Origin of the sequence: Treponema sp. TIM-1 (genome assembly GCF_046533115.1) — a bacterium.
Taxonomy (GTDB): domain Bacteria; phylum Spirochaetota; class Spirochaetia; order Treponematales; family Breznakiellaceae; genus JAIRMO01.
This window is the reverse complement of the sequence record NZ_JAJQRC010000001.1, coordinates 263,491-279,089: the sequence shown is the minus strand read 5'-3', so window position 1 is coordinate 279,089 and position 15,599 is coordinate 263,491. Positions and strand designations below refer to the sequence as shown.

General features: G+C 50.2%; 12 protein-coding genes and 1 pseudogene. 10 read left to right on the top strand and 3 right to left on the bottom strand.

The window, feature by feature from the left end; all coding sequences use genetic code 11:
- Window positions 1–61 precede the first annotated feature (61 nt).
- Both thrA and LQZ21_RS01210 read left to right on the top strand, forming a co-directional pair.
- Entirely contained in the window at window positions 62–2,515 is a 2,454-nt protein-coding gene (thrA, locus tag LQZ21_RS01215) for a bifunctional aspartate kinase/homoserine dehydrogenase I (protein ID WP_411042292.1), read from the top strand.
- 99 nt (window positions 2,516–2,614) lie between these two features.
- Complete coding sequence (locus LQZ21_RS01210) at window positions 2,615–3,814, top strand: pyridoxal phosphate-dependent aminotransferase (RefSeq protein ID WP_411042291.1); 1,200 nt, start codon at window positions 2,615–2,617, stop codon at window positions 3,812–3,814.
- A 34-nt stretch (window positions 3,815–3,848) separates the two neighbouring features.
- On the opposite strand, the gene hisS is transcribed toward LQZ21_RS01210, so the two are convergent.
- From hisS to LQZ21_RS01195, 3 genes are all read right to left on the bottom strand, one after another.
- Window positions 3,849–5,153 carry a histidine--tRNA ligase gene (gene hisS / locus LQZ21_RS01205; protein ID WP_411042290.1) on the bottom strand — a complete coding sequence of 435 codons (1,305 nt, stop codon included), beginning with the start codon at window positions 5,151–5,153 and terminating at the stop codon, window positions 3,849–3,851.
- Between the two features lie 55 nt (window positions 5,154–5,208).
- Window positions 5,209–6,024 (bottom strand): PilZN3 domain-containing protein, encoded by an 816-nt coding sequence (locus LQZ21_RS01200; protein ID WP_411042288.1) that lies wholly within the window; start codon window positions 6,022–6,024, stop codon window positions 5,209–5,211.
- Window positions 6,025–6,468: 444 nt separating this feature from the next.
- A complete protein-coding gene (locus LQZ21_RS01195; RefSeq protein WP_411042286.1) occupies window positions 6,469–7,587 on the bottom strand; it encodes an N-acetylneuraminate synthase family protein in 1,119 nt (372 codons plus the stop codon).
- A 319-nt stretch (window positions 7,588–7,906) separates the two neighbouring features.
- Between LQZ21_RS01195 and LQZ21_RS01190 the strand changes: the two genes are divergently transcribed.
- The 8 genes and pseudogenes from LQZ21_RS01190 (at window position 7,907) to LQZ21_RS01155 (ending at window position 15,499) form a co-directional block, all read left to right on the top strand.
- Entirely contained in the window at window positions 7,907–8,140 is a 234-nt protein-coding gene (locus tag LQZ21_RS01190; RefSeq protein WP_411042284.1) for a hypothetical protein, read from the top strand.
- Between the two features lie 125 nt (window positions 8,141–8,265).
- Window positions 8,266–9,006, top strand: a complete 741-nt coding sequence (locus LQZ21_RS01185) for a YebC/PmpR family DNA-binding transcriptional regulator (protein ID WP_411042282.1) — start codon at window positions 8,266–8,268, stop codon at window positions 9,004–9,006.
- On the top strand, window positions 8,975–9,559 hold the full coding sequence (gene ruvC / locus LQZ21_RS01180) for a crossover junction endodeoxyribonuclease RuvC (protein WP_411042280.1): 585 nt from the start codon (window positions 8,975–8,977) through the stop codon (window positions 9,557–9,559). The genes LQZ21_RS01185 and ruvC overlap by 32 nt, the downstream gene beginning before the upstream one ends.
- Before the next feature lie 61 nt (window positions 9,560–9,620).
- On the top strand, window positions 9,621–10,211 hold the full coding sequence (ruvA, locus tag LQZ21_RS01175) for a Holliday junction branch migration protein RuvA (protein WP_411042278.1): 591 nt from the start codon (window positions 9,621–9,623) through the stop codon (window positions 10,209–10,211).
- Window positions 10,212–10,235: 24 nt separating this feature from the next.
- Window positions 10,236–12,593, top strand: a pseudogene (gene rpsA, locus LQZ21_RS01170) (30S ribosomal protein S1).
- Between the two features lie 14 nt (window positions 12,594–12,607).
- A complete protein-coding gene (locus LQZ21_RS01165; RefSeq protein WP_411042276.1) occupies window positions 12,608–14,122 on the top strand; it encodes a sigma-54-dependent Fis family transcriptional regulator in 1,515 nt (504 codons plus the stop codon).
- 2 nt (window positions 14,123–14,124) lie between these two features.
- Window positions 14,125–14,829, top strand: coding sequence for a tetratricopeptide repeat protein (locus LQZ21_RS01160; protein WP_411042274.1), 705 nt, complete (start codon window positions 14,125–14,127; stop codon window positions 14,827–14,829).
- A 1-nt stretch (window position 14,830) separates the two neighbouring features.
- Entirely contained in the window at window positions 14,831–15,499 is a 669-nt protein-coding gene (locus LQZ21_RS01155; RefSeq protein ID WP_411042272.1) for a hypothetical protein, read from the top strand.
- Window positions 15,500–15,599: the final 100 nt, after the last annotated feature.

Sequence of the window (15,599 nt, the reverse complement as noted above, 5' to 3'; positions counted from 1 at the left end):
CATCTTGATAAATCGGTTGAAAAGGGCTATCAATTATGTTGATCATGTCAAGGGAGATTATATGCTCGTTTTAAAATTCGGAGGTACCTCGGTTGGTTCCCCCGATGCGATAGGCAAACTTATCGAGATTTTAAAGGATGATGAACATTCCGGTAAAGTCCGGGTGGTGGTGGTTTCCGCTTTTTCCGGTGTAACCAACGAGTTAATCGAGATTGCCGAAAAGGCCGCCCGGGGGGATAATACCTATACCATCACCATAGAAACCATGCGAAAGCGGCATCTGGATATGAGCGCTCTTTTTCTTACAGGCGATATCCGTGAGGAGGCGGACAAGTATACCCATACCTGTTTTGCCGATCTGAACCGTATTTTGGATGGCGTGATGATCCTCAGGGAACTTTCTCCCCGGATCCTTGATACGATTATGAGCTTTGGGGAACGGCTTTCGGCGCCTTTGATTGCCCGGATATGTACGGTTTCGGGGATTCCTTCTGATTACCTTGATACCCGTACCCTCATAACCACCGATGAGCAATACGGGTCCGCCCGTTTTCTCTTGGGGGAAAGTTTTTTTAATATCAAATCAGCCCTGGCAAAAAGGCCTGCCCTGCAAATAGCCACCGGTTTTATCGGGGCCAGCGCCGAGGGGCATACCACCACCTTAGGACGGGGCGGTTCGGACCTGTCCGCGGCCATTTTTGGCGCCGCCCTAGACGCCGACATGGTGGAAATATGGACCGATGTGGACGGTATTCTTACCGCAGATCCCCGGCTGGTAAAAAACGCCTTTACCATTGAAGAGATATCCTATGTGGAAGCCATGGAGCTTTCCCATTTTGGCGCTAAGGTTCTGCATCCTCCCACCATACGGCCGGCCCTGGAAAAGGGTATTCCCATCAGAATCCGGAATACCTTTAATCCTACCGGAACCGGAACAATCATACGGGACGAAGTGGAGCCCAGCCCCTTTCCCATCCGGGGGATCAGTTCCATCGGAAACGTAGCCCTGGTCAGGGTGCAAGGTTCCGGTATGGCGGGGGTTGCCGGGTTTTCTTCCCGTCTTTTCGGGGCCCTGGCAAAACGAAAGATAAATATTATCCTCATCTCGCAAGGGTCCAGCGAATATTCCATCTGTTTTGCGGTGCTGCCCCAGGACGGAAAGGCCGCTTCGGTAGCCATAAAAGATGAGCTTACCTGGGAAATATCCTCCATGATTATTGAACCGCCGGTGGTGGAGCAGGATCTTTCCATAATTGCCGTGGTAGGTTCCCGGATGAAAAATACTTCGGGAATTTCCGGAAAGGTCTTTCATGCCCTGGGAAGAAATGGGGTTAATGTTATCGCCATTGCCCAGGGTTCATCGGAACTCAACATTTCGACCGTAGTATCCCGGCAGGATGAAGCCAAGGCCCTCAACGCCATCCATGAGGCTTTTTTCCTTTCCGGGGTCCGTTCGGTGAACCTCTTCATCATGGGGACCGGGCTTATCGGGGGAACCTTAGTGGAACAAATCGCGGTCCACCGGGAAATCCTCGCCGATGAACATCAGATCCGTATCAACCTGGTGGGGATTGCCAATTCCCGGAAGATGTTTTTTAATACCGAAGGGATCGATCCGGGAAAGGCCAAAACCCTCCTGGATGGGGCCGAAGCCTTTGATTTATCCTTTTTTTTGGAAAAGATGAAGGCCTTTAACCTGCCCAATACGGCTTTTTGCGATTGTACCGCCAGTGATGAAATTGCTTCCCGGCACGCCGAGATCCTGCGGTCATCAATTCCCGTGATCACCCCCAATAAACGGGGAGTTTCCGGCACCCTGGATTATTATAAGGTCCTTACCGGCTATTCCCGGGATCGGGGCATCCCCTATCTGTATGAGACCACGGTCTGCGCGGGCCTTCCGGTCATTTCGACCCTGCGGGATCTGGCGGTTTCCGGGGACAAGGTCCGGCGGATCGAAGCGGTTCTGTCGGGTACCTTGAGTTTTATCTTCAATAACTTTGACGGGTCCAAACCCTTCTCCGCCTTGGTCCGGGAAGCAAAAGCCAAGGGCTATACCGAACCGGATCCCCGGGATGATCTTAACGCCATGGATGCCGCCCGGAAAGCCCTGATCCTGGCCCGGGAATGTGATATGTCCCTGGAATTTTCCGCGGTTTCCATCGAACCCATCCTGCCCCCGGCGTGTTTTGAAGCCTCCGGGGTGGAAGAATTTTTCACGGAACTGGAAAAAGCCGACCGGCTCTTTGAACAGCGCCGGGCCGAAGCGGCTACCCAGGGTAAGGTCCTGCGGTATGTGGCAAATATAGAAGAAGGTTCCGCCCGGCTTTCCCTCCGGGCCGAGCCCGAGGGCAGTCCCTTTCGTTCCCTGGTCGATTCGGACAATATTGTGGTGATCACCACGGATCGGTATACGGCCCTTCCCATGGTAATAAAGGGCCCCGGCGCGGGGGCCCAGGTAACTGCCGGGGGGATCTTCGCCGATATTGTTCGGATCGCCCGGACCTTAGTATAGGGAGCCGCCCAGAGGTATTCATACCTCATAGGGATGGTTTCAAAATTCAGAGGGGTTTTGAAACCGCCCCTTAGCAGAAAAAATAAAACGGAGGATAGTATGCCCATAGCCAATGCGGTACAAGAAGCGTTAAGTTCATCATCCCTTATTCGAAAAATGTTTGAAGAGGGGGCCCAGCTAAAAAAACAATACGGAGCCGATAAGGTATTTGATTTTTCCATCGGAAACCCCGATATTGATCCCCCCCCCGCGTTTCATAACATATTGGTAAAACTCGCGGAGGAGGATAAAAAAGGTTCCCATGGTTATATGCCCAATGCGGGATTTCCCGAGGTACGGGAAATCTTGGCAAAAAAAGCATCCCGGGAACAGGGGGTAACCCTGGGGGGAGCCCATATCATCATGGCGGTCGGGGCCGCGGGGGGGCTCAATGTGGTCCTCAAGGCCCTGCTCAATCCCGGGGATGAGGTGGTGGTCTCCCGGCCCTATTTTATGGAATACAAGGCCTATGCGGCAAACCATGGGGGACGTCTCATCGAGGTAGATTCCCTGCCCGATTTTAACCTCAATATCCCTGCCATAGCGGCCGGACTCTCGGAAAAAACCGCCGCGGTGTTGATCAATTCCCCCCATAATCCTACCGGCAGGATCTACCCGGAAGAAACCATCGCCGCCTTGGCGGATGTTTTACGGAACCACGGAAAAAAAACCGGTCGTTTTCCCTATCTTATCGCCGACGAACCCTACCGGGAGATCGCCTATAATCAAATCCGGGTTCCCCCGATACTTTCCGCCTATGAGGAATCCCTGGTGGTAACCTCCTATTCCAAGAGTCTTTCGCTGCCCGGTGAACGGATTGGGTATATTGCGGTAAATCCGGGGATTCGGGATCAGGATCAGGTCCTGGCCGCCCTTATTTACGGCACCAGGGTTTTGGGCTATGTTAACGCCCCGGCTTTGATGCAGCGGATCGTGGCGGAGCTTACCGATGCCCGGGTGGATGTGGAGGTATATGCCCGGCGGCGGGATGCCTTTAAAAAGGTGCTGGATGACGCGGGTATCTCCTATGCCGAACCCGAGGGGGCGTTTTACCTCTTCGCCCAGGTTCCCGGAACAAGCGGGGATGATGGGGCCTTTGTAAACCATCTAAAAAAACACCTCATCCTGGGAGTAGGGGGGAGGGGCTTTGGAAAACCCGGCTGGGTCCGTTTTGCCTATTGTGTGGACGAAGGGGTGATAACAGCCTCGGCGGGGGCCTTTAAAAAAGCCGCCGCCGAGTGGCAGGCCGCCGGGTTCTGATCCGGTGCAAGGGGGCCTTTAGGTTTTGAGGGCCCTACCGGTCTTCTTGTATGATCCGGGCCGCCTCTTCCCAGGAAAGACCCTCCCGGTTTTGCCGTTGGGCGATTTCCCGCAGCGTAAGCGGACGGTCAAGGGGGGCCGCTCCGTCGGGGATGACAACCCATGGGGCGCCTTTTTTTTCCGCTAAAATAAACTGCTGGGTAAGCTTTATCGGTTCAAAAAACACCTCACAGGCAATGCCCGCCCCGCGAAATCTAGCGGCTAAACTTTGATATGCCCCGGCATCCTCTTCCCGGATACAGGCAATCACCAGGGGGGCGTAGGTGTTTTTTTCCACGGTCATTTCCAGGGTTTCTAAAGCGGCGATAAGCCGGTCTAAACCGATAGAGGAACCAACCCCGGAGATCTTTTCCCGGGAATACAAGCCCACTAAATTATCATAACGGCCGCCGGAACACACCGAACCTATCTCCGGGAGCCCATTCAAAAAGGTTTCGTAAACCACCCCGGTATAATAATCAAGTCCCCGGGTAATAGAAGGATCCAGCATAAAGGAAGCGGTGGTTCCGGTATCCTTCATAAAACGGCGGAGCATCCAAAGCCGGTCCGATTCGGGGGTGTCCTCCCCGACAAAGCGGATCATAGCCTGTAACGTATCCTCATAGGAACCCTTGGTTTCAATATAGCCGAGTACCGCCCGGGCCCGTTCTTCCCCCAAAAGCTCCGCCAGAAGTTTCCCGGTCTCGTCTCTGCCTATTTTGGCAAGTTTATCCACGATCCGCAGAATTTCCGGCGATTTTTCTCCGGCATCGATTTTTGCAAGGAACCGGTTAAAAAAGCCCCGGTGATTCAGGCGGATGGTTGCCTCCCCGGCGCCGACAGCCAACAGGGTATTCCGCATCAGCAGGAGGATCTCAAAATCCGCGGCGGGGCTGTCACTACCCACGATATCAAAGTCACATTGGGTAAATTCCCGGTATCTGCCCCGCTGGGTGTTTTCGCCCCGCCACACCTTGGCGATATGATAACGCTTAAAGGGAAGGGTAAGTTCCGGCCGGTGCTCCGCTAAAAACCGGGCAAAGGGTACGGTAAGATCAAAACGCAGGGCCACATCCCGGCCGCCGTGATCATGGAAACGGTATATCTGTTTTTCCGTTTCCCCCCCTCCTTTTCCCAGGAGTATCTCCGAATATTCCAATACCGGCGTATCAATGGGAACAAAACCATGGGCCCGAAAAGACTTTTCTATCTGCTCAACCAGATCCCGGCGTTTAATCTCCGCCCCCGGTAAAAAATCCCGAAACCCCTTAAGTATTTTTGGTGTGATAAGGTCAGCCATAACTACCCCACGTCAGAAAAACAGATTTCCCCGGCACCGGGGAAATTTTAAAAACTCACCGGACTTTTTCCAACGCGGGGCTCGAATGAAAATTATACCAATAATCATTTATTATTTCCACCAGCTCCGGACTAAATGCCAGGGTTGAGACGGTTTTTATGATACCCTGGGGGAGGGTGACTACGGAAACAATGGTACCGCTAATGATGATCCGGTGCTTTTTAAAGAAAAGCTGGTATGCCACGGAGGTTCCGGGGAACCGGTAGGAAGAACCGGCCGCTTCCAGGTGTTCGATGGTTTTGGTACTTAAACTAGAAATTTGAATACGCCGGACCTCCGCATTCGGTTCAACAACAGCGGCATACAGATTGTAGCCCAACATTTTTGCGGTTAACGGGGTTATTCGTATAGCGGTTTTGCCATAATCTTCATATTGGGCCTTCATCCGCTCCTGGTTTTCCAAAAATTCCCCCATAATGACAACGAAATCATTAGGCGTATTTTTAAAATCCACCACAAATAGCCCCACATTTTCCCTTCCCTTCATATGTCCTATGGTAGTCAGGTTACAGCGGATAAAAAATTTAAGCGGTTCACCCCTCCCGGCCCGGGTAAAGGTTATGGAAAGCCCTATAATTTCATTTACATACCGCTTAAAAAAGAGTAATTCCTGCTTTGAAAGGGAGGCGAAAAACAATGAACGTTTAAACCCAAATTGAAAGGGCACACAGAGAATAACATATTCACCTATTTTTAAAAAACACTGCCCCTGGGCTACCCCCAATTTGTTTAAAGCGAATTTATTACATACGACACTCTGATCGCCAAATTTCTCTAAATAGTGAGCCGGTCCGGTCAGAGAATTTGCCATATCATATGCTCCAAATTTATTGGAATTGTCCGGACCCTTCGGTTTCCAAACAATTTCCGCTAAAACATTACAATTTCATCGCCGGCGAATCAAGGTTCATTGGCGATAAAACAAAAAACTTCTCCGAAACCTCGGTTGGTTTTGGAAAAAATCTCAAAAAAAGCAGTCTCATGTCCGGTTTTCACAAACCACGAACCATCTCCAAAACCCAGTTAATTGGGGGAAATATCCCTAATTTTAAAATAACCAAGAATTGAAATTGACTCAAGTGAAAAAATTGGGGCCCCTTCAAAATCCTATAACCCACCCGGGCCATGATTTTAAAAGACAAATTAACTAAATATAGGAAAAAGCCTCAATTTCTATAAGTATATTTTTGTCGATATTTAGAAATTTTTCAAGGGATGCTACCGGGGGCTAAAAAGCGGCGTTCTTTACGGTCGATTATATATCCTCAAAGCGTACCCCCTGACCGGCGGGAATAAAATTCAGGGCTTTTCTGCCGTATAACTGGGGTTCCCAGGAAGGGGACAGGCCGGGACGGAGTATTTTTTCTGTCCGCAGGATGGCCAGATCCCCGGGATGTATGATCTTTCCCCGGGGAATATCATGGACGGCATGGATCGAGCGGTTGGTTTTTTCATAATTGGCCGCCTCCGAAGGGGCAAGCCGCTTGACCCCGTCCCCCAGGATGGCTTCCACTATTTCGCTACCCCGCTCTTTAGAGAGGGCGTCCGCGATATCCCCGGTTTCCATGGATGAGGCCCGTCGAATGGTCCCGGTCATCCGGAAAAATTCCGCCGGAGGAAGGGCTATGGGGTCATCAAGTCCCGGATCGTTCCTGGACAGGCAGAAATGTTTTTCAATCACCGCCGCCCCCATAGCCACGGCCAGGGCGGGAACCAACTCCGGATCCGGGCTGTGATCGCTTATCCCCATACTCACCCCAAAGAGGACGCCGAGATTCGGAAGGACCCGGAGGTTATAATCCCGTTCCGGCGCGGGATAGGAGGTAACACAGTGGAGCAGACAGACCTGGTCGTGACCGGTAATATCCAGGGCGGCCTCAATATCCGCCAGTTTGGATACGCCGGTGGAGAGCATCATCGGTATACGATACGAAGCCAATTCACCAAGCAGGGCGGTATAGTTGAGTTCCGGCGAAGCGACCTTGAGGATCTGCGGATGCAAGGCCCGTAACTCCCGGGCGCTTCGGAGGCCAAAGGGGGTTGCCAGAAACAAAAGTCCCCGGGATTCCACATATTCCTTTAATTCCGCGTAAAAATCCGGGCTTGTTTCAAGTTGTTTAAACCGGTCATAGAGGCGGATCTTTCCGCCGGGCAGGGTAACTTCACCGGTATTGGGATGGAGGATCTCATCGGCATAAACAATTTGAAATTTTATACCATCCGCCCCGGCTTTGGCCGCGGCATCGATCAGCTCTTTGGCTTTTATCGGGTCCGCGCCATGGGAGGTACCTAATTCGGCGATGATCAGTACCTTTTTCCGGTTATAGGGGATGGTATTGATGATAAAATGGGGGGGATCGTTTCTAGGTTTCATCGGGTATCTTCCCCTATAATCGGTCGTTTTGAGGGATGGAAATAGAGCTTTTTTCAAAAGGGGACATTTTTAAAAAAGCTTCAATATATTTTTTTTAAATCCCTGATAATATCTCGACATTTTAAACTTATTAGGATATTATAAAATAGAGCTTGTTTCAGAAGGTCAAATTTTGAAATATACGCCGTGCTTGTCAAGCGGCCTTAAATTTAAAGGGAAAAGCGGGCGGGCTTAATTTGGGCTTTTAGACCGCTTTTTCTCAAGCCGGTTTTAACCGGATTTTGAGACAAGCCCGATTCGTCATAATAAGGAGATGGTAATGAAGACCTTAACCTGTGATGTTTGCAAAAAAAACATATCCCAACCGGTGGCGGGACGTAATTATTTTCATTTAGCCCATAGGGAGCTCTGTGAATCCTGCAAAGATCAGCTGGAATTATCGTTAAAACCGGTGATCAGGACAAAACAGCCCTTCACCTACGAATGGTACGATCGTTTAGTGAAAGATGCTATTGAAAAGGCTATGCAGACCGGTAAATTTGAAACCCGGTAAATTTGAAGGTTATCGCTGCATTCCCAAAACTTCAGTTTTATAGAAGTTTTAAGTACGGGGAGTATACACCCCGTATGCTAAATAAAAGGGGTACGGAAAATTCGTATCCAGGAGAAGGAGTTATCATGTCCGGCCACAGTAAATGGGCGACTATTAAACACAAGAAGGGCGCCGCGGACGCAAAACGCGGCCAAATGTTCACCAAGCTGATTAAAGAAATTTCTATTGCCGCCCGAATGGGCGGGGGTGATCCTGAGGGTAACCCCCGGTTAAGAACCGCTGTTTTAAAGGCCCGGGGGGCAAATATGCCTAAGGATAATATCGACCGGGCTATCAAGAAGGGTACCGGGGAGCTGGAAGGGGTCAATTACGAAGAACTTACCTACGAGGCCTATGCCCCGGGGGGAGTGGCGATTCTAATCGAAGTCCTTACGGATAACAAAAACCGGGCCGCCGCAGATGTGCGGAATATCCTGACCCGGGCGGGCGGTAACCTGGCTACCGCCGGCGCCGTGTCCCGGCTTTTTAAACGGCAGGGCATCATTACCTTTGACGGGGAAAAGTACACCGAAGATCAGATTATGGAGGCTGCCCTGGAGGGAGGGGCGGAGGATGTGGCCCTTTCCGATGGGATCATTGAGGTTACCACCGTCCCCGAGGATTTTGAGACGGTCTTAAACGCCCTGAACGAGAAGGGGCTGGAAACCCTCAACGCCGAAATCAGCATGGTTCCCGAAGTGGGAGTAACCCTGGACAATGATGCCACCGCAAAAATCCTGCGCTTGATTGATAGGCTCGAAGAAAACGACGACGTGCAGAACGTATATTCCAATATTGAAATCCCCGAAGGTTTTGAAGCGGAATAGAAAAAACCCGCCTCCGGAGTTTGAATCCGCGGAAGGGCCGAGGGTTCTACCGGCCCCGGGGATATCAGGAGGCCGGGTCCGGCGGATCATTGGAATTGACCCCGGACTGGCCGCTTCCGGCTGGGGCATTGTTGATTTTGATGGGCAGCGGCTTATTTATGTTGCCCATGGTTGTATTGAAACTCACCCGGACCGTTCCGGAGCGGAACGGCTTTTTTGTATTTATAAAGCCTTTTGCTCCGTATTGGATATGTATAAACCCGGGGAGTCCGCCATCGAGACCCTCTATTTTGGCCGGAACATCACCAGCGCCATGCCGGTAGCCGAAGCCCGGGGGGTACTCGCTATGGCCCTGGCGGAACGGGAAATACCGGTCAGGGAGTTTACCCCCCGCTTAATCAAGCAGGCCGTGGTGGGCAGGGGGAGCGCGGACAAAGGGCAAATTCAGGAAATGGTTCGTTTGATCCTGGGACTGGCGGCCATCCCCACCCCGGATCATGCCGCGGATGCCCTGGGGGCGGCGGTATGCTGCGCCCATTCATCCTTATTTTAAGGAAAACAGAATCCCCGGAAACTCCTTGAAATGGGCCCTTCCGCTGGGGTATAGTGGAGATATGTTCAACAGCATTCGGGGAATTATTACCGAAAAACATGCCGATGCCCTCTATATCCTCTCCGGAAGCATGGAATGGGATATTACGGTCCCCGCCACGGATATAAGCCGGCTTCCCCCGGTGGGAGAGGAGGGAAGGGTTTTTACCTGGTTGTACCACCGGGAGGATCAGCTGCGGCTTTTCGGCTTCTCCGATGATAAACGCCGGAGTACCTTCCTGGAACTCCTCAAGGTAGAGGGGATAGGCCCCAAAGGGGCGATTAAGATCATGGGGGGGATAGGTCAGGAAGAACTGGAGCGGGCCTTGGAAAATGAGGACCTCGGCCGGCTTGAAGCGGTACCGGGGCTGGGGAAAAAAACCGCCCAAAAGATGATCCTGGCCTTAAAGGGCCGCCTCACCTCCCCGGCGGAGGCGCCCCGGACCGTCTACGGGGAGTTGGCCGAGGCGTTGATCGGCATGGGTTATGACCGAAAAGCGGCGGTAGAGGCCCTAGGCAGGGCAGAGGCTGCCCTTACCCCGGGTGTATCGGAAGCGGAAAAGGAAAAACAGCTTTTTAAACAGGCAATTATGTATTTAAGCAGCGGTATGTGACCGGCCAGGGAGGAGGGGAGGAGCATGGTTATTGCCATAGACGGACCGGCAGGGGCAGGAAAAAGTACCATCGCCAGGCTGGTAGCGGCGGGTCTTGGGTTTACCTATATTAATTCGGGGAACCTTTACCGGGCCATTACCCTGGGGTGTTTGCGGAATAATATCAATCCCACGGACGAAAAAAAGGCGCTGGAATACGCGAAAAAAGCCCGGATTGACTACCGGAACGACGATGTATACCTGGAAGGGGAAAATGTGGTCTCCCTCCTCCATACCGACGAGATCGACCGGTATTCCGCCCCCCTATCCGCCATTGTTCCCATCCGGCACGTGGTAAACGATCTTATCCGGAAGCTCGCCGAGGGACTTAACGTGGTGGTGGAGGGGAGGGATATGACCACCGTGGTCTTTCCCCAGGCGGAATACCGCTTTTTTCTGGACGCTTCGGCGGATGCCCGTGCCCAAAGGCGGTATGACCAGGGGGTTTCCAAACTCAGCCTTGAAGAAATAAAACGCGCCATCCTGGAACGGGATGAAATTGATAAAAATAAAGCCGAAGGAAGCCTTAAAATTGCCCCGGAAGTAATTTATTTTGATACTTCGTACTTGACCATAAGTCAAGTTTATGACAAATTAATAGAGAAAATACAGTTATAAGGATCAACCATGGCTCAGATGGAAGTGGAAATGGATGAGTCTAAAAATTCCGCGGACAATATCCAAACACAATTACAGGAAGAGTATCTTAAATCCCTTGAACAGCTCGAAGAAGGACAACTGGTCGACGGATCTGTTATCCAGGTTACCCCAGACCAGGTCTTTATCGATGTGGGCTACAAATCGGAGGGAAAGATTCCCATTGCGGAATTTACCGAAATCCCCAATGTCGGGGATGTGGTTTCGGTTATTCTCATTACCAAAGAGAATAAACATGGAGAAGTGATTGTTTCCAAGCAAAAAGCGGATGTTAAGTTGTTTTGGAAAAATCTCCGGCAGGCTTTTCAGGATCATACGGTTATTGAGGGAACCATCGAAAAGCTGGTTAAGGGCGGATACGACGTGGATCTGGGGGCCGGAGTACGGGCCTTCCTCCCCATAAGTCAATCAGACGCCCAAAAGGTCGATAAACCGGAAAAACTCCTGGGAATAAAGACTTCTTTTTATGTGGAGCGGCTTTATTCCGACGGTAAAGTCAATATCGTGATAAACCGCCGTAAATGGATCGAAGAAGAAATTGAGCGTAAACGGGCCGATTTCTTTGTGAATACCCCCATAGGCGCTGAGGTTGTCGGGACGGTAAAGAGTTTTACCTCCTTTGGCGCTTTTATTGATCTGGGGGGATTCGACGGGTTGCTCCATATCAACGATATGAGCTGGGGCCATGTAACCCGGCCCAAGGACTTTGTAAAAAAAGGCCAGGAGATACGCCTAAAGGTTATCAGAATCGATCCGGTGGAAAAACGGATTAACTTATCCCTCAAACATTTTACCGATGATCCCTGGGTGCATTTTGAGGATAAATACCATGTCAATGACATCGTCAAGGGCAGGGTAACTAAATTAACCGATTTCGGCGCCTTTATTGAGCTTGAGGAAGGCATCGAAGGTTTAGCCCATATTTCGGAATTTTCCTGGGTACGGAAGATCCAGAAGCCCGGCGAAGTTTTGGCCATTGGGGATGAAGTGGAATGTATGATCCTGGGATATGATCTCCAGGCGGGGAGGGTGTCCCTGGGGCTGAAACAGGTCACCACCAATCCATGGAACGATATCAATGAAAAGTACCCCGTGGGTACAAGGCTTTCCCGCAAGGTCGTAAAAATTACCAATGCGGGGGCTTTTGTCAACCTGGAAGAGGGGATCGACGGCTTCCTTCATGGGGATGATCTTTCCTGGACCAAAAAGAAACGTCCCGGCAGCGAACTCTCGGTGGGCCAGGAGGTGGAGGTAATGGTTATCGATGTGGACCAGGAAAACCACCATATACGGCTTGGAATCAAACAGCTTTCGGAAGATCCCTGGCAAAGTTTTGCCAAAACCTATAAACCCGGAAGTTTAGTCGAAGGAGAAGTGTCTTCTATCAAGGATTTTGGTATTTTTGTTAAAGTCCCCGGCGGTATCGAAGGACTTATCCACAAATCAAACCTCCCGGAGAACCGGGAAGAAAATCCCGATGAGGCTCTTAAAAAATATCAGGTTGGAGACAAGATAAAGGCAGTGGTTCTGGAATTGCAGCCTGAAAAATCAATGGTAGCCTTCTCAATCAGGGATTATCAAAAAAAGGTTCAGCGGGACGAACTTTCCCGTTATATGGCGGCGGAGGAGGCGGAGGATTCCAAGTATACCCTGGGAGATTTTTTAAAGTCTAAGGGTACCAATTAGAAGACCGCATTTGTATGCTGTCAACCATTGATGTCCAAAAATTTAATACTCTAATCGAGATCAATAATCTTATTAATTCGGATTATTCTGATGTACATATGCTTTTGACCCAGATTATTGATTCGGCGGCTCGTCTCTGTGAGGGAGAAGCATCCTCATTGCTGCTCCTTAATCGGGAGACGGGGGAGCTTTATTTTGAGGTCGCCTTGGGCTTGGGAGCGGAGGTAAAAAAATACACCATGAAAGCCGGAGCGGGTATTGCCGGATGGGTGGTTGAACATAATAAATCCGTTATCGTTAACGACGTGCAAAATGATGCCCGGTACCTTATTGAACTTTTTAAGCAAATTGGGTATCCCTGTAAGACCATGATGGCGGTTCCCATGCGGGTTAAAGATGAATGTATCGGGGTCATTGAGCTTATCAATAAAAAAAACGATAAATATTTTATCCAGGACGAATTGGAGTGGCTTGAAATTTTTTCCAACCAGGCGGCCATCGCCTTGCAAAATGCCCGCAGTATGGAACGGGCCCGGGAGGAGATCCGTTTATTACAGGACGAGCTGTATACGGAAGAGGGGTACCATCCTGTCATCGCGAAAAGTCCGGTGACCCTGGAAAAAATTGAGCTTATTGACCGGATAGCAAAAACCGATTCGTCGGTCCTGATTTTGGGGGAAAGCGGGGTGGGTAAAGAGATTTTTGCCGAACAGATACACCTCCGCAGCCCCCGGAGCAAGGAACCCTTTATCCGGGTAAACTGCGCCGCGTTGCCGGAGGGCCTCCTGGAGAGTGAACTCTTCGGGCACGTCAAGGGCGCCTTTACCCATGCGCTGGGAAACCGGCGGGGACGGTTTGAAATGGCCGACGGGGGAACCATATTTCTGGATGAAATTGGAGATTTACCCCTATCGTTACAGGCAAAGCTGCTCCGGGTAATTCAGGAAAAAACCTTTGAAAAGGTCGGATCCGATATTTCCCAGCGGGTAAATGTAAGAATCTTGGCGGCGACCAATAAGGATATTGACGAGTTGGTAAAAAAAGGGGAATTCCGCAGTGATCTGTATTATCGTCTTAATGTGCTGCCCCTGTATATTCCTCCCCTCAGGCAGCGCCCTGAGGATATTCCGGAACTGGCGGCTTTTTTTCTTAAAAAGTGTATCCGTACCATTAAAAAACAATTCGACGGTTTTTCCGACGAGGCCATGGAAGCCATGTTGTCCTATTCGTGGCCGGGAAACGTCCGGGAGTTGGAGAATTGTATTGAACGGGCCTGTGTTATCGGAAAACCTCCGCGGATAGCGCGGGATGTCCTTTTTCTTAAGAACGAACCTTCCTCATCGGAATATGGAGAGGGAGGAAACCGTAATCTGAAAAAGGCGATCAATCTATTTAAAGCCCATTTTATTCAAAAAATATTAAAAGAAAACCATTGGAATCAGACAGAAACCGCTAAAGCCCTGGATATTCAACGGACCTATTTATCCAGGCTGATTAAAGAACTCGATATTAATCCTAAGGAGCATTGAATATGGCAACATCTATTAATGAAAAGGCGGAACGGGATAAAAAAATAAATGACACTTTGGTTGACTTTGTTCAAAATAATCGTAAAATTTTATTTACGGTACTGCTGGGTATCATTGTTATTTTCGGCGGGCTCATCGCCGCCATTGCCATCCGGGATACCCTGCAAACTAAGGCCATAGGCAAGGTCGAAGGTCTTAGGGAACGCTACGAGGCCCTTCGCTCCGAGATCAACGAACCTTCCAAGGAGGAGGAGGTCCGGGCTTTGGAGGATGAGTTGAAAACTTTTGCGTCGGGGATCTTTTCCTATGCCGGGGCCCGGGCCTATTCCCTGTTAGGAAACATCTATGGGGATAAAAAATCCTGGGCCGAAGCCCAGGAAGCCTGGACCAATGCCGCCCGGAAAGCGCCGAAAACCTATCTGGCCCCGGTGGCGCTGTATAATGCCGCGGTGGCGGCGGAGGAGCAGGGGAGTATAGAAACGGCCATAGCCCTTTATACCGAATGTACCGGCTTTTCGGAATTCCCCGCCGCCCATAGGGCTCAGTTTGCCATAGGAAGGCTGGAAGAATCCTTAAACAACTACGATGCCGCTATAGAAGCCTATCAAGGGGTAATTAACAGTTGGCAAAGCGAGGGAGATTGGGTAAATTTAGCACAGAGCCGGCTGATAGCTCTGAATATTTTGAGATCCGAGGAACAAGATTGAGATGAAAAAATTACTGTATATCCTAGGCATAACCGTTGTTTTTTTAAGCTGCGGTGTGGATGACTATATCTATCTTGAGCAGGTTGATCGGTCTGAGATCACTATTACGTTAAACACCCTGGCAACGGTAAGGCTTCCGCCTCCTCCCCAACGCGTAGAGGACTATTTTAGAAATTATGCTATTTATTACCGGATATATGTAAGCGGCAATTTACTGGAAGTAACCATAGAAGAGGGAATGCTTTCTACTGTTAATTCCTATTTATATAGTGATTATTCGACGATACAGCCGTATACAAACCCCGATACCTCCACGTCGACCAACGTAGGAACCCTCTTTACCAATCGGAAGTATTATACCCTGGATACTCAATTTTTGCCGGGAACCTATACCATTGATTTCGGTCAAGATCCGCCCGTAATCAACGGCAATCCCATACAACGTTCATCCGCGGTATATAACCCGGCCCCGGATCGCTTATTCCGGAACCAAACGGATCTTTACAGTGCCGAAAACGCATCCAGAAATAGCGATGTCCAGCCCACCACCGGCGGAAGCGGGCCCATGTATACCTATGTCGCCATGTATGTTGTCGCCGTCGGGGTAAGTGATAATTATTCAACTATTTACAGTAAGCCTACGTTTATCGGTGTTTTCCGTTTACCCTAAACCCTAAAAGAAGAGGGCGGTTTTAAAACCTGGAACCGTCCAATCATAATCTTCATTACTATTCATAATGTATATTCTGTCTACTATAACATATCGCTAA

Excerpts from the sequence above, each read along its gene's own strand:
- LQZ21_RS01210 (WP_411042291.1), top strand. The coding sequence starts at position 2,615 with ATGCCCATAGCCAATGCGGTACAAGAAGCGTTAAGTTCATCATCCCTT.
- LQZ21_RS01190 (WP_411042284.1), top strand. The coding sequence starts at position 7,907 with ATGAAGACCTTAACCTGTGATGTTTGCAAAAAAAACATATCCCAACCG.
- ruvA (WP_411042278.1), top strand. The coding sequence starts at position 9,621 with ATGTTCAACAGCATTCGGGGAATTATTACCGAAAAACATGCCGATGCC.
- LQZ21_RS01200 (WP_411042288.1), bottom strand. The coding sequence starts at position 6,024 with ATGGCAAATTCTCTGACCGGACCGGCTCACTATTTAGAGAAATTTGGC.
- LQZ21_RS01165 (WP_411042276.1), top strand. The coding sequence starts at position 12,608 with ATGCTGTCAACCATTGATGTCCAAAAATTTAATACTCTAATCGAGATC.
- thrA (WP_411042292.1), top strand. The coding sequence starts at position 62 with ATGCTCGTTTTAAAATTCGGAGGTACCTCGGTTGGTTCCCCCGATGCG.
- LQZ21_RS01160 (WP_411042274.1), top strand. The coding sequence starts at position 14,125 with ATGGCAACATCTATTAATGAAAAGGCGGAACGGGATAAAAAAATAAAT.
- LQZ21_RS01155 (WP_411042272.1), top strand. The coding sequence starts at position 14,831 with ATGAAAAAATTACTGTATATCCTAGGCATAACCGTTGTTTTTTTAAGC.
- LQZ21_RS01195 (WP_411042286.1), bottom strand. The coding sequence starts at position 7,587 with ATGAAACCTAGAAACGATCCCCCCCATTTTATCATCAATACCATCCCC.
- LQZ21_RS01185 (WP_411042282.1), top strand. The coding sequence starts at position 8,266 with ATGTCCGGCCACAGTAAATGGGCGACTATTAAACACAAGAAGGGCGCC.
- hisS (WP_411042290.1), bottom strand. The coding sequence starts at position 5,153 with ATGGCTGACCTTATCACACCAAAAATACTTAAGGGGTTTCGGGATTTT.